The 13,924-nt window shown below is 59.3% G+C and carries 9 protein-coding genes and 2 pseudogenes; 6 read left to right on the top strand and 5 right to left on the bottom strand.

The window, feature by feature from the left end:
- Both NKJ46_RS04520 and NKJ46_RS04515 read right to left on the bottom strand, forming a co-directional pair.
- Positions 1-472: site-specific integrase (locus NKJ46_RS04520; RefSeq protein WP_352662338.1), on the bottom strand; the 472-nt coding region annotated here is incomplete at its 3' end.
- 2 nt (positions 473-474) lie between these two features.
- Positions 475-708, bottom strand: a pseudogene (locus tag NKJ46_RS04515) (PIN domain-containing protein); the annotation flags it as partial.
- A gap of 56 nt (positions 709-764) precedes the next feature.
- Between NKJ46_RS04515 and NKJ46_RS04510 the strand changes: the two are divergent.
- From NKJ46_RS04510 to NKJ46_RS04485, 6 genes and pseudogenes are all read left to right on the top strand, one after another.
- Positions 765-1,613, top strand: a complete 849-nt coding sequence (locus NKJ46_RS04510; protein WP_502903357.1) for a DUF1403 family protein — start codon at positions 765-767, stop codon at positions 1,611-1,613.
- Positions 1,614-1,618: 5 nt separating this feature from the next.
- Positions 1,619-2,337 (top strand): annotated as a pseudogene (scpB, locus tag NKJ46_RS04505) (SMC-Scp complex subunit ScpB).
- A 166-nt stretch (positions 2,338-2,503) separates the two neighbouring features.
- Positions 2,504-4,867 (top strand): ATP-binding protein, encoded by a 2,364-nt coding sequence (locus tag NKJ46_RS04500; RefSeq protein WP_352662335.1) that lies wholly within the window; start codon positions 2,504-2,506, stop codon positions 4,865-4,867.
- Positions 4,864-6,819: a hypothetical protein gene (locus NKJ46_RS04495; protein WP_352662332.1), complete on the top strand. Its 1,956-nt coding sequence runs from the start codon at positions 4,864-4,866 to the stop codon at positions 6,817-6,819. Before NKJ46_RS04500 ends, NKJ46_RS04495 begins: the two co-directional genes overlap by 4 nt.
- Before the next feature lie 83 nt (positions 6,820-6,902).
- Entirely contained in the window at positions 6,903-8,312 is a 1,410-nt protein-coding gene (locus NKJ46_RS04490) for a DEAD/DEAH box helicase (RefSeq protein ID WP_352662329.1), read from the top strand.
- A 230-nt stretch (positions 8,313-8,542) separates the two neighbouring features.
- On the top strand, positions 8,543-8,809 hold the full coding sequence (locus NKJ46_RS04485; protein ID WP_352662326.1) for a hypothetical protein: 267 nt from the start codon (positions 8,543-8,545) through the stop codon (positions 8,807-8,809).
- 53 nt (positions 8,810-8,862) lie between these two features.
- On the opposite strand, the gene NKJ46_RS04480 is transcribed toward NKJ46_RS04485, so the two are convergent.
- From NKJ46_RS04480 to NKJ46_RS04470, 3 genes are read right to left on the bottom strand one after another with little or no spacing between them, the layout of a single operon-like run.
- Positions 8,863-9,705, bottom strand: coding sequence for a phosphoadenosine phosphosulfate reductase family protein (locus NKJ46_RS04480; protein WP_352662323.1), 843 nt, complete (start codon positions 9,703-9,705; stop codon positions 8,863-8,865).
- On the bottom strand, positions 9,702-13,004 hold the full coding sequence (locus NKJ46_RS04475) for a hypothetical protein (RefSeq protein WP_352662320.1): 3,303 nt from the start codon (positions 13,002-13,004) through the stop codon (positions 9,702-9,704). The genes NKJ46_RS04480 and NKJ46_RS04475 overlap by 4 nt, the downstream gene beginning before the upstream one ends.
- Positions 13,001-13,918 (bottom strand): DUF4007 family protein, encoded by a 918-nt coding sequence (locus tag NKJ46_RS04470; RefSeq protein ID WP_352662317.1) that lies wholly within the window; start codon positions 13,916-13,918, stop codon positions 13,001-13,003. Before NKJ46_RS04470 ends, NKJ46_RS04475 begins: the two co-directional genes overlap by 4 nt.
- Between the last annotated feature and the right edge of the window lie 6 nt (positions 13,919-13,924).

The raw sequence follows: 13,924 nt of genomic DNA, 5'->3' as shown, positions 1-13,924 counted from the left end.
CGGTGGCGATATGCCGGTCCTTGCGGTCCAGCGGCTGGCCGCGCTGGGCAAAATTCCAGGAGAGCGACGAAAGCCGGCGCTCGATCGTCGCCACAGAGTTTGGTTTTTTCTCCCCTGTTACCTTTCCGGACGCGCAGGCGGTGATGTAGAGCCCGACGGTCTGCGGATCAGGTGGGAGCACTTCCAGACCCTGCCGGCGCGCCCAGGCGCAAAAATGCTTCCAGTCGGCGGCGTAGGCGCGCCGTGTATTGGCCGAGCTGGCCGCCTCGACATAGTCGCGGGCGTGGCCGGCAAGCTCTTCCAGATAGCCGGGAAGGCTACCATGTCCCCGTGAGTGCATAGGCGGCAGGGGAGGGGAGGGGGATTTTTCGCCCTCCTGTGGATGCTGTCCCATTTCCATCACGACATCGATGATGTCGGGAAGATCGTCCCCTCGGGGCGCTGCAGTTGATCCCGCACCGTCGCCAGCCATCGTTATGCTGCCTCGATATCCGTCTGGGAAAAGTCATTGCCGATAAAGAGCAAGGGCTCATCCGCCCGTCTGGCCAACGCGTAGGAAAGGCAATCGGCAAAATTCAGGGCGGCCGGGTGGCGGCCTTTGCCGTAGGTGAGCCAAGCCTGCGTTGCCACATCGACGAGATCGGCATCCACGGCGATGATGTCGGCCTCGATCTTGCGCAGCCACAGATCGATCTCGGCCAACGCGTGCCCAAAGCCTTGCGGGAAAAGATGTTGAGGACTTTGCGTTTGCCGCCGGTGCGGCCATCGGCGCGCTCGATGCGGTTGTCCGCCGGCAGGAGCGGTGGGCCGGCGCCTGGCGGCAGCGGCTGGCGCTTTCGGCGGCTGCGGCAACTGCGCAGCAGGCCGGCCGCGTCGAGGATGAAAGCTCGCTGCGCGATGCCGTGGTGCTCACGCGGCCGGGCGACAACGTCGGGCCCGCCGGTCTTTTGCTCCTCGCCTGGCGTCGGCTGGCGACCCGGCCGGCTGAGGAATTGCTGACGGCGAAAAACCTCGCTGCGGTGCTGGAAGATCTCGGTCACGCCCGTGACGACGAGGCCGTTAGCGATCTGTCGACCGCGCTACGGCAACTCGGCGCCGGCACCGATGTGGTCGGGATCCTGAACGGTGCCTTCATGGCCGCCGAACGACACGGCTTCGGCCGCGTCCTCGGAGCCTGGCTCGCCGACGCCCTGCTGGCGCAACGGCTGGGTTGGGTCCACGCGGTGCCGCTGCTGGGCGCCGATGCGGTCTTGGGCACAAGCGCCCGCCCGCGTCGATCGGCAGCCAACTCTGTGGCGACAAGCATTGGGACACATCCTGAGCGTGCGAAAGGCCTGCTTGCCGCGCAAGCGCGCGCTGCGCTGCGCGCGATTGATCTTCACGCCGAACTCGGGCGACGCGCGGACCGGCTGCTTGCCGTCACGCCGAAGCTTAGAGCCAAGGCGGCGGACATCGTCGTCGAAAAGCTCCTGTCCGACGACGCCATCGTAGCCTCGGAAAACATTGCCGGCATGAGCGACCGTGGGCTGCGCCGCCTGTTCGACCGGCTGGTCGAGTTCGGCGCCGTGCGGGAACTGTCCGGCCGCACCGCGTTCCGCATGTACGGGCTCTGACGACCATGGTGGAGGCAGTGCGCAGGCGAGGGGGAGCCCGTCAGATAACCGTCGATCGGCTGACCAGCTGTTTGACCGGGAGCTGGATCACCTGCCGCCGGAGGCGCGCTGGCGAGAATGAATGCATCGCGTTGAGGCAACGATTTTTGCGGCCAGCGAGCCGGTCAACCGCGAAACGCTCGCCCGCATCGTCGGCAAAAGCTGCAGCATTGATCTCCTCATCGACGACATCCGCGAAGAACTGCGCGGTCGGCCCTATGACCTCGTCGCCGTCGCCGGCGGCTGGAAGCATCTGACGCGGCCGGCCTATGCCGATGCCATCCTTGCCGCGGTCGGCGGAAACGAGCGAGCCGTGGATCTGACACAATCTGAAGTGCTGGTGCTGATGTGTGTGGCGTACTTCCAGCCGATCACCCGCGCCGAGCTTTCTTCCTTCTTCGGCAAGGAGATCAGCCGCGATCTCATCGGTCAGCTGCGCGGCGCGAAGCTGATTGCGTCCGGTCCGCGCAGCCCGACGCCCGGCGCGCCCTACACCTACGTCACGACCAAAGAATTCCTGCTGGAGTTCGGTCTCGACACGCTGCGCGACCTGCCGGATTTCGAGGCCCTCGAGGATGCTGGGCTTCTCAGCAAGGAGAAGCTGCTGTCAGGTGACATTCCAGTTGGAATGGCAAGCGATGAGGGCAGCGGTAGTTGGTCCCCTCGCCGGACGTCGCACGATTGATCGCTTTAGACGTTCGTACCCGCCAGATGGCGATCCACCGGCTATTCTCGGGTGTTGCCCGCCTAATTGCCGACCTTGCGCTGACTAGCAAGTCGGCACGCTCCGAGTTAATAATTATCTCAGCTGAAGACGGATGGTCGAATCAGCATGCGATGGGAATTGCTGCTTGTTCCGTATATCCGCTCGTACAGTGCTGGAACTTGGCTCGGAACTCATAAGTTCCGATGTGATTGCGTTCTACGAGCTAATCAAGAACGGCTTTGACGCCCGTACGAAATCTGGTGTGGAAGTTCGCTTCGATGTCGTGCTGCGCAAAAATGATTACCTTACTTTGCGGACACGCATTGCTACAAAGGCGGCCGACTTAGCCGACCTCCAGAAACAAGCACTTGAGCTGACCAACGCCGACGCCAGCGTTGAAGCCCTCTCTACGTTCACGTCTTTAATCACAACCGCACCCGACATAGACGCGTTACTGGATGCCCTCGACGAGGGCCAAGCCCGTTGCAACCGTATCTTGGTTAGTGACACCGGCTCGGGAATGTCGATCAGTGACCTTGAGAAGAACTTCTTGGTAATAGGCACCGCGTCCCGAAAGCATGCGGTCGAGCAAGCGCTGGCAGCCGGCAAGTCCGAGAGTCCATACCTAGGCGAAAAGGGTATCGGACGTCTTTCCGCCATGCGCCTCGGAGAGCACCTCCGTATTGAAACCGCGCGCACTGATGACCCCGAGCTGAACGTCCTGAATATTGATTGGTCGCTCTTTGGCGATCTCGACGCGATGCTCGACGAAATCAGGATCGTGCCTAGCACCGGCGGCGCGAAAGAAAGTCCGACCTGGTCGGGCACTCGCGTCATCATAAGTGATCTTTCGGAAGATTGGACCGAACGCCGCGTCCATGAGATGGCAGAGTATGATTTCGCCCGGCTGACGGACCCATTTCTGGATCCAAAGCATCGTCCCCGCATCGCCATTTATTGGAATAACGAGCGGATCACCATCCCGTGGATGAGCCCGGATTTGCTTGCGCAGGCCCATGCCAAGGTCACGGGACGCTATGTCATCGAGGAGGGCCGTCCGGAGCTGCACTGTACTATTGAGGCTATGGATCTCGGGTTCCCACACCCGCGTGAGAGCCGCATTGTGGTTGTGCCATTGGAGGATCTGCAGGGGGCAATCATCGGCGAGCACAGTCCAATTCATGACAGCGCATTGGTCAGCGTTGGCCCGTTCGCGCTCGAAGCCCATTGGTTCAACCGCCGTCGGCTGACCGCTGTGGACGCGATCGGTGACCTACGCCAAGTGAAAGAGCTTCAGGAGAAATGGTCAGGGATTCTGCTATTTCGGGATCGATTCCGCGTCTTCCCTTATGGTGACGACGAGGACGACTGGCTTGGCCTAGATCGCCGGGCGCTACGACGCTCAGGATATACCCTTAATAAGACTCAATTCGTCGGCCGGGTTGCGATCTCCAGAACAGCAAACCCTGACTTGGTGGATCAGACCAACCGCGAGGGGCTTCGGGAAACTCCCGAACAGTATGTTCTACTCAACGTCATGCAATATGTCGTTCAGACTTTGCTCGGTGGGTTTCTTAAGGACGTCGAGCGGCAATACAAGAGTCAGAAGATTGACTTGTCCGACGCCCGTTCTGAAGTGAATCGGCTTGAGGAACGTGTGAAAAACGCACTGAAAAAACTGCAACGGCTAGCGCCGCCTGAAGGTCAGGAGGCGGTGGAAGACTTACAGCAGACCATGTTTGAATTTTCTGATTTCGCCGCGAGGGCGCGAGCGCGCATAGCGGAAGTCGAGCAGGAAAGCAGGCAGATGGTCGAGATGGCCGGTGTCGGCCTGATGGTTGAGGTCGTTGCCCACGAGCTCGCCAGGGCATCGGAGAATGCTTTGGACGCGCTGGACCGACTCCATCGGCGGCCCGTTCCCGACGAGATAAAAGCCAATATCGAAACGCTCCGAGCTGAAATGAAAAGCATCAGCAAGCGGGTGCGTGTCCTTGATCCGCTCAGCATTTCCGGCAGACAGCGCGCGGAGGTGTTTAGCCTCAATGATCTGGTGCGCGACACATTGGAAGCGCACGACGCTCAATTCGAGCGTCAAGGCATAACGCTAAAGCTCAGTCTTCCTGAGCGCTCCCTGCGCATCCGCGCCGTTAAGGGTATGGCCATCCAGATATTGGAGAATCTGATCTCCAATTCCGTCTATTGGCTCGCACTGCGCGCCGAAAGGGAGAAGAGTTTCAAGCCCGAAATCCGCATTGCCGTCCATGGCGGGCCGCCGAGTATCGTCTACGAGGACAACGGGCGGGGCATCGCTCCTGACAATCGCGAGAACGTCTTCAAGCCGTTCTTCTCGCTGAAGGAAAAGAGCAAGCGCCGCGGCCTAGGACTGTTCATCGCCCGTGAAGCCGCTCAATATCATGGTGGGACCCTCGTCCTCGACGACGCGATAAACCCCGAGACGGGGAGACTTCACCGCTTCATTCTTGAGCTTCCAGACAAGGTGATCGCATGACCACTCTGGCAGAGCTTCTCATCGAGAAGGGTGTTCGGCGCGCCCTGGTGGTGGATGACGCCTATGATCCCTTACCTCGAGCGGCAGACCTCACCATAGACGCGAATGAATGGACCAATTTCTTCGATGATCTGCAGGAACCTGACGTCGAGATCATCCGAAATCTCACGCCCGAATACGACGCCTTGCCGACCGCGGAGCTGCCCTCAAGCGATAGTTTCGTTGCTACCATCTGGCAGAATCGGAACCAACTTCGTCCCGAACTCATAGGTCCGGTCTTCGCGCGTTACGATGCCGACATGGCAACCGATCTTGCTTACGTCAACGCACTAGTAGATGAGTTGCAGACCTTGGGGCTCGCGATCGAGACTGCAGGCCGCAATTTCGAACAGCAGGCTGCGGAGGCGGACCTGATTGTGATCGATCTGTTTCTTGGGTCTGTCCAAGATTCAGATGCCATCGCTGAGTCAAAGACCAAACTTCGCCGGGTTGTCGATCTTCGGCGTAGCGAGCCGCCGCTCGTGGTCTTGATGTCGCGCAGCGGTAGGCTCGAGGAGAAGCGCGAGGAGTTCCGCGATAGTGCAGGCCTCTTGGCCTCAGCATTCCGGATTGTGCGCAAGGCGGATCTGCAGAGAGATGGCAAGCTCGCACGTATATTGCGCCGCCTAGCCTTTCATCGAACAGACTCTACGCGGCTCGCGGCCTTCATCGATGCATGGCAGCGAGGCGTGAGCAGCGCCACAATGCGGGCGGTGGGCTTGATGCGGACACTAGACCTACCCGACTACGCGCAGATCCAACAGTTGCTTCTATCAGAGGAAGGCGAGCCCACCGGGAGCTATATGGTCGATATCTTCGACCGTATTCTGCAGCACGAGATCGAGAGTGAGGCCGCTATAATTGACGCCGCCATCACGCTGAATGAAATTACATCTGCTGAGTACCCGCCGCCTTACCTGGTTGGGTCCCCAGATTTGCAGCAACTTGTCTATCGATCGTTGTTCCAGAACGCGGAGCGGCTGCGCTTGGCGGGGCCGGGAGGCGGTGTTGCTTTCGGCGACGTCCTGCGGCCGTTGCCTCCCCCCGGCGAGCCACCTTTGCCTAGCCCGATCGCCGATGTCGGACCAAGCAATGTGCTAGCCGTGTTAACGCCCGCTTGTGACCTTCAGCGCGGCGGCGCCAAGCGCGTGTTGCTTTTGATCGGAGAGCTCCGCCAGCTCGGAGCGCGCGATTGGAGCTATGCAGACGATCCTGTCCGCACGCCCGTTATTGAGCTCGACGACACGAGATATTGGATCAAATGGGATCTGAAGCACGTCGATACGATTGGACAGGACGCCCTTGCCAGGGCTCGCGCGGATGGGGGCGGGTTGGCTCTGATAGGGAGACTGCGTGAAGCACATGCCCTTGAGCTCCAGCAGAAGATGCTTTCGGCCATGGGTCGAGTCGGTTTGCCCGCGCCGATGCCGGCGACCTTTCCGATGCAAGTGCGGCTCGTGTATCCAGGGGCAGACCGAACCCCCGTTTCTCTTAATATTCCCGCGCTAGAGAACGACGGAGTATGTTTCGTTGGACGCCCTGGGCTTGCCAAGATGCGGCTCGTTCTGAGCGAAGATGCGTGCGAAGCAATCTCCGCGTCGATCGCAGACTTGGATCCTGCGACGGTACATCCCAATGCGGCCGACGCACTTCGTTATCTTAAAGACAATCCCGGCGAGCTTTTAGACGCGTTGGCGAACGGCGTTCCGTTGCCAGCCCCCGACGCTACGACATACAAGCTCATTCCATCGCCCAGTGGTGCGCTGATAGGCCAGAATCCGAGAAATATCGGTCTTATTTTACGAAACGGGAAAGAAGATGGGCCTATCGATAGTGGGTTGATCGCAAAGGCCGGGATTGTAGTGCAAACTACCGATATCCGGCGCGGAGGCGGCGGAAGTGACGCCGCATAGAGCGCTCAGGCAATAGTTCTGTTCCGTGTCGAATGTCCGACACGGGTGCTAGGCAACGGCGGTCAGGGTGGCGAGGGTTTTTGGTGTTTGATCCACAGCGGGGCTACGCGGGTGCCTCTCCCGGGCAAAACCTGGAGAGTTTGCTTGGTCGCCTAACCGTGCGCGATCTTCAGATCATTGTTGGCCCGCGGGTGCTTCCCTTACTTCCATCTCAGCCCAAGGGCGACCGATCTGCTCTCCTCGCTGCGGCGGAACGCGCCCTGCAAGACCGCGCACAAAACGCAGTTTCGAACACGGAAATCAGAAAGACCCTGCTGCGAAATCTCGACCTTGGGAAGCTCGAAGAATTGAAGGCGCGATTGACTCAAGGAGGGGTTGATGTCGCTGACGATGCGCTGGACATTAGCGATCTCGCGGCTCTCCGACCTTGGGCCATCGCCAGCGGTTTTTTCGGCTTGCAAGGGGAGGAGACGGCCGCCGGAACGACGGCTCTTAGTCGTCAAGAGATCCAGCCATCATTCTCTCTCTTTGCCCATCAGCGGTCTGTGGTCCGACGAGCTTATTCGCGTGTTGGCAGTGGATATGGTCGCACGCTCATCCACATGCCGACAGGTTCCGGCAAAACCAGAACGGCAATGCACCTGGTGTCCAGAGCGCTGAATGAGTTCGAGCCAGGTGTTGTCGTTTGGCTCGCCACCAGCCGCGAGCTTCTGGAGCAGGCTGCTGAAACCTTCGAGGCAGCTTGGGCATCGCTGGGGAATCGTGACTTGGAGATTCGTCGCTTCTGGGGAGCTCGTACTCCTGCACCGGAAGATATGGCCGACGGAATTCTCGTTGCTGGCCTGGCAAAGCTGCATGCTTGGCGCGAGCGAGACGGGTTAGCTTTCCTGAAGCTGGCGGCCAAGGTTCGCCTCGTCATCATGGATGAGGCACATCAAGCGGTGGCACCGACTTATCGCGAGGTGATCGAAGGTTTATGCGGGGCAGGTGGCGAAGGCGCCTTGCTTGGTCTGACAGCCACCCCAGGTCGATCCTGGAACGATATGAGCGCCGACGAAGCGCTGTCCGAGTTTTTTGGCGGCTCGAAGGTAGTGCTTGAGATTGGCGACGATCCCAACCCAGTCAAATACCTGCTCGACAACGGCTACTTGTCTCGTCCTGCTTTCCATCAGATTGAGTACTCGCCTGCAATCCGGCCGACACCGGCTGAGCTAAAGAAGCTCGCAAAACTCGATGACTATGCTGAGGAGACCTTGAATAAGTTGGCGGCCGATACGGCTCGCAACCTTGCAATTCTTGATGCAGCCAAAGGGTTAATTGCTCGCGGGCACGCCCGGATTATCCTGTTCGCGGTTAGCGTTGAGCATGCGCAGGACATGGCCAGCGCCTTGTCCGCGTATGGGATCTTGTCCGCTGTGGTATCTGGGGACACCCCGAGCCCCAAGGCGAAGCGGTTTTACGGTGTCGGGTGGCCCTGGGTGCCGCGCGCTTAGCTACAATCGAGGAACGGGACTCAATCCAAGCAGCTGTTGATCGTTTGGACCAAAGGCCTCTTCCCGAGGCAAAGACGGTTGATGACCTGCTAGCCGGCCCATGGCTCCCGAAACTGGCGGCACCTGAGCGGTTGTTCGCAGCCTATTTGCCATCTGCCCGTGAAAGGTTGACGTACTCGGCCATTGAGGCGGCTGATCATGATCTCAAGGCGCTAGCCATAGAGCCGCACTTGAGCGAAGCTGCCTTCCGCACCAAGGTGGCGGAGCGCTTTTCCACCATGCCTGCAGTCAGGGCGATACTGGACGCGGCTCAGAACGACTTATCGGACGCCGTTGCGGCAGACTTGATCACAACGCTCGTTGAAGCATCCGACATGGGTCCGGCCGTGCGTTGGCAAATTGTGCGCGAATGGCTCACCTACTTCTTGCGTGATAAATATGAGATCGCCCCCCAATCTTTCGTGACGCGGCTTCGTCCTGGCGCTGGACGCGATTAGAGATACATCGGGCTGGCATCAAAGATGAATTTAAGTTGCCGCGTTGTTACAGGCTATTTGTGACAAATCACGCAACCGCCTGCGGCCTCGTCTATGCCGTAAACGTCGTCGATCGTGTCGGAGTTCATTTCGGCTAGGGGATTTGCTGGTCGGCGACGCTTAAGACGCTCCCGACGGAGTTCATAATCCAATTTGATTTGTTCCGCACGCTCAGCACGGATCAGATCGGGCAAGCTCTCACCTTGGCTCCATGTAAATGGAGAACCATCCCGTAATGCGGTCTTTTCGTAATCCACGGCTTCCGCGAACCGGTCGGGGTGATGCTCGGCCAATCGTACCCACTCGATCTTCTGCTGAAAAAAGCAGAAGGTGCAACCCGATCGGGAGCGCCATGAGTAGTACTCCGGCTCGCCTACATCGGCTTGCTGGAGGATCTCGATCACTCCGGCGCGATCGATACCTGCCTCTCTCAACGGGAGGTGAACCCTCATATTCGGATGAGTCGCCTGGTATCCCTCGCGGGTTGGTTCATCGGCACGGATCGCCACATACGAGTGAACCGTGACGCCCGCGTCGAGATCAGCGCGCAGCCATTGCTCAAGTGGCCTCAGCTTCAGTTGGCGCGTACACCAGCGAGTCCGTGGGGAGGGAAGAAAATTACCATACTCGTCGAGCCAAAAATCAAAGTCGCGATCCGGGTTGAGGCGCAGGATAGGCTTTCCCAAAAACCCTTCCAGCCGATCAAGAAATGTGTAGACCTCCGGCAACTCCTTTCCGGTGTCCGTAAAGAAGTACTCGAGCGGCAGTTCAGGATGGTTCTGTCGCATGTGGACAGCCAGTGCCGCGCTATCACGTCCACCCGAGACACCAAGAATATGGCGGTCCATTTTGGTCATGCGATTTCTACGTCGCTATCAGCGGCGAGACTTGCGACTGCGCGCGCTAGGGCGGCGAACTGGATCCGCCCATGGGCCGAGTCCCTTGCTAGCGTTTCTAGGAGCTGGTCGGCGAGCGCGGTCGCTTCGACCTTCTCCACTTCGGTCAGAATGAAGCTGCGGAACAGTGGGGCCGTCTTCGGATCAACGCCAACAACCAACGCGAGAGCTTCAGTGTTAGATCGCCGGTCTCGCACGACGGCCAGTGCTTCCAGCTCCCGGAATTGGCGGCCGAACCTAGCGAGTTGCAGGAGTGCCTGTTCTCTATCGCGATCCGACCATTGGTGGGCAGGCTTATGAAGAAGCAGGCTGGCGACTCCCTCAATGTCGCCATCGCCGGACTCGAAGGCAGCGGCGCGCATAGCGAAGCCTTCGAAAGCATAGTCATTGGTTAGGTTCTTTATCGAAGCGGCCCGCTCGGAAAGTCCAGCAAAGGTCGATGCGTCGACCGCAAGGGATCTGGCGAGCGCTTTATGCAGGCGATCGAGGAGGCTCTGATATGCTCCTTCGGCCTCAAGCAGCGCGTCATAAACGGTTTGCGCCGAAGGGTTATCATCTAAGACGTTCGGGAGATCCTCAAACAGGAGTGCCTCCGGGTCGCGCGACTTCAGCACCACCCGCCGCACCTTTTGTGCCACGTCACCCAATGTCTCGGTGCGCTTGGCATAAATCGTCAGCTTTTCGTAACGCCGAAATAAGGCTTGGGCAACGAGCAGAGTTGCGGTTCCATCGTTGATGTCAAATTTCTGGGCCAAGCCGCCCAGGAAAGCGGCTTGCAGTACCGAACGATCCACACGGCGCAGGCGGACCTCGTTAGGTTTCTGAAGAAACTTGTCCACGACGACATCATTGAGGCCGGTCTGAAATACGCCGTCGATATAGATCGCTAATCGGTCACTGTTCACGATAAGGCTCGCGAGTGCCAAAACGGGCATGACGCCTGCCTTGATACCGAATGGTGGAGCCGCCCAAATTCGGTAAATCTCATCAAGCGTAATATCCGTGGCCGCTTCGATGACGTGCCACGCGGGCCACAGGCTTTTCCCGTCACCGTGGGTTGCCGGAGCTCGGAAGCCATAGACCCCAGAACCAATCTCCCCATGAACGCCAAATGGCACCAATGTGGTCATGTAAAGCCCCATCTCCGCCGGAAACCCTACGAAGCCTAGGTCGGCCTGATCCGCGTGCTCGACCATCGCATGACAAAGCTCGCGAAGAGCCGCCATAGCGCTCGATGATGGTCGGTCGCGCTGCAACAATTCGCTTTGGAGGATGGGCGTATTGAAATAAGCAGTGTCTGCAAGAGCTGTCGCCACGATCGCCAGCGGCTCACGTAGAACTGTTGTTGGTTCAGGTGCGAGCCACCAGCGCGCATTGGCGAGACCAGCCTCCAAGTCGCGATGGACAATATCGATGCCGGCGGAGCGGCGAGCCGCGATCTCGCGACGTGCAATCCGATCGCCTTCGAGTTGGGGATGCTCGCGGAACACACGCTCAATTGCAAACAATTCCGTCGCACTCGACCGCAGGGCATATGCATCGGTAGCGCCGCCGACTGCAGCCACGACGTTGGCCTTGCCGAGAGCCTTGGCCACCGCCTTGCATCGGCGCTCGACCTCGCCGCCGTTGATCGTCCCGTCGCCGAGTAGAAGGACGAGAGATCCGCTCCCTTTGGTCCGGCGGGAAGCGATGGTATCAGCAATGGCGGGCGGCGTGTCGGCCTCGCCCGTCAAATGGATTACCACCTCGAACGTTCTGAGCGCGCCAGTGCGGAAATAGTGGCGCTTGGCCGCCGCAAAGCCGAGGCCAACACGTTGCGGTAGGGCCAACAAATGTTCGGCGCTAAGTGGTGCTGTCGCCTTGTTGATCGCGTCATCGAGATCGAAATCACTGCCGGCGAACAGAGCATAGCCTTTGAGCCGCGATTGGCGGATCAGCACCGCCCAATCCACTAAGTCCGCGATCGCTGCCTTGCGCTCTTTCTCGGATGCATTCGGCGTCGCCGCCGCCAAAATGTCGTCGGCGAGTGCGAGCCCGGATCCGTTGCGGAAGAATTCAATGGCGGCAGCGGACTTGGTTAGACGAACGTGCAGAGGTCCCCCTTTTGCACCGGCGCGTTCGATTGCTTCGAAAGCCAGACTAAACCGAGAACCATCGACACCGCTTGCGAGGGCCATACCGAAGTTTGACGCCAAATAATCCCATAGTTTATCGGGGCCGTAGGTAGTGCCGTCCTCACTCCTATTAAGATGCTCCTGAAATCCGGACGGTTCGGCCGAGCTTAGAAAGCCGAAAACGCTTCGCTCGTTCTGGGCGAAACGCTGACGAGATACGGGACCGAGAAGAAGCGCGGTAACTGGATTCAGCGGCCATGTAGCGGTCAGGGCGGCCGCCAGAACCTGCTCATCGGTCGGCCGCCGCTTGCCAATTGCCTCTGCAACTGCCGTGGCTGATGCAGAGGCGGAAGCCGGTCGTTTAGTGCATCTGATCGCCCGGCCGAGCAACGCGACTGTTTCGTCAGCGCCGGCAAGAAATGCAATATCTTGATAGCGTCCCTGGACCTTTACCCATTCTTGACGGGAATCGCGGGATGCCCGAGCCGCGTATTGGTCGAAGGCTTGGTGTAAAATACCCACTACGACCAAGCGGCCGTCGCTTCGTGCAGCCCGCTCGGCAATGTCCTGGAGTAAATGTATATCGCCGCCTTCCAGCGCTTCATGCTCAAGGAGCTTTCCAAGTTCGTCCAACACGACTAGAGCGCCGCTGCGGCCTGCGATTGCGGACGCCTGCAGCGCGTCGATAAGGGCGTCATCGCTAACAACGGCCCTTGTATGCGCCGCCTTCGACCAACCGAACGTAACAAGACAGGCATCTGCGATTGCTTGGCGCAATCCCATCCGGCTGCCGGTGACTGCGACGACTGCCCAAGGGCCTAACTTTTCCGGAAATGCCTTTTGGAAGATACCCGCCAAGGACGGCCCGGCAATCTTGCGCGCGATCGCGCGATTCTCTGGAATGCCGGCAACGAGATTGGCCACGAGCAGGGCGGCGCTCGATTTGCCGCCGCCATATGGGCCGGTCCAAGTGAAGGCGCCTTGCTTGCTGTCGATCTGGCTGGATGCAAGAGTCGTAAGCGACTTTTCGATACTCGCCTGCAGCACGTAACCGACCAAGGGCGGTGTGCCGTTTAAATCAGCATCTAGACGTGCGGATCGCGCAAAGCGTCGGTCGATTTCTACGATCGAGGCTAGGCTGCTCATGCCGCGGCCGCAAGCCGTGCTGGATACGCATTGGCTATCAGCTCAAGCGGATCGATCTCACCGATCCGCTGTATCTGACGCAAACCAGCAGTGTCCGTCCAAAGCCATGCTCCTTCCGTTATCGTCTCTAATCCCATGAGCCTGGTTATGACGCTGTCTTCATCGAGCTTAAAGACGCGACCGGGCGAGCCCGCCGCGTAGCAGACTTGCTCGGCGGTTAGCGCGGTAGATCCTCCCTGCCGCCGCCAAAATTCGTTCAGGGCGTATGCAAAAACGCCGTCGGGCAGCGTCGGCTTGGGGCCACGCACAAACTCGTGCCAACCTCCAAATCGCGCTTCTCGGATAAGCCCGAGTTCCGCTAGTAGGGGCTCGGCCGCATCCTCACCTTGACTATCTCCCCGTCGCGCATAACCTCGAAGAAAAACTTCGACATCGCGCTTGAGGGTACCTCGCGTGGCGCGCCATCCCTTCGCCGCAACCAAATCAAGCAGTTCCTCGACAAGCATCGCGGGGTCGAATTCGATAGCGGCCAGGCCATTGAACGCGTAGTACGCTGTCGTCGTGAACTGTGGGCTGCCAGCAATTGCCCAATGAACTAGCCATACAGTCGCGGGCCGCTCAATGTACGGGTCGAATCCCTCGTCAGACAGGATCGCCGCGCCAAGTGGCGTAGGTTTCAGGACACGCTCGACCTCTTCCACGAAACCTGAGGCCATGGCCCAATAGCGCATCGAAACGGCCATGTTGCGCCCGACGCCAAACCGTGCAATTGCTGATTGTTCCTGAAATGTTCCCGAGGGCGCGCCTCCAACAACCGCGTCGAAGGCTTTCTTCAGCCACAGGAGGCGGAGGGGGAAGGTTTCATGGCCTGCGAATTGGCCACGAGCATCAGAATCAAGGAGCCCATGCTTCATTCCCCC

Source organism: Mesorhizobium sp. M0166, from assembly GCF_040322255.1.
Taxonomy (GTDB): Bacteria; Pseudomonadota; Alphaproteobacteria; order Rhizobiales; family Rhizobiaceae; genus Mesorhizobium.
This window is presented reverse-complemented; position numbering and strand designations above follow the sequence as displayed.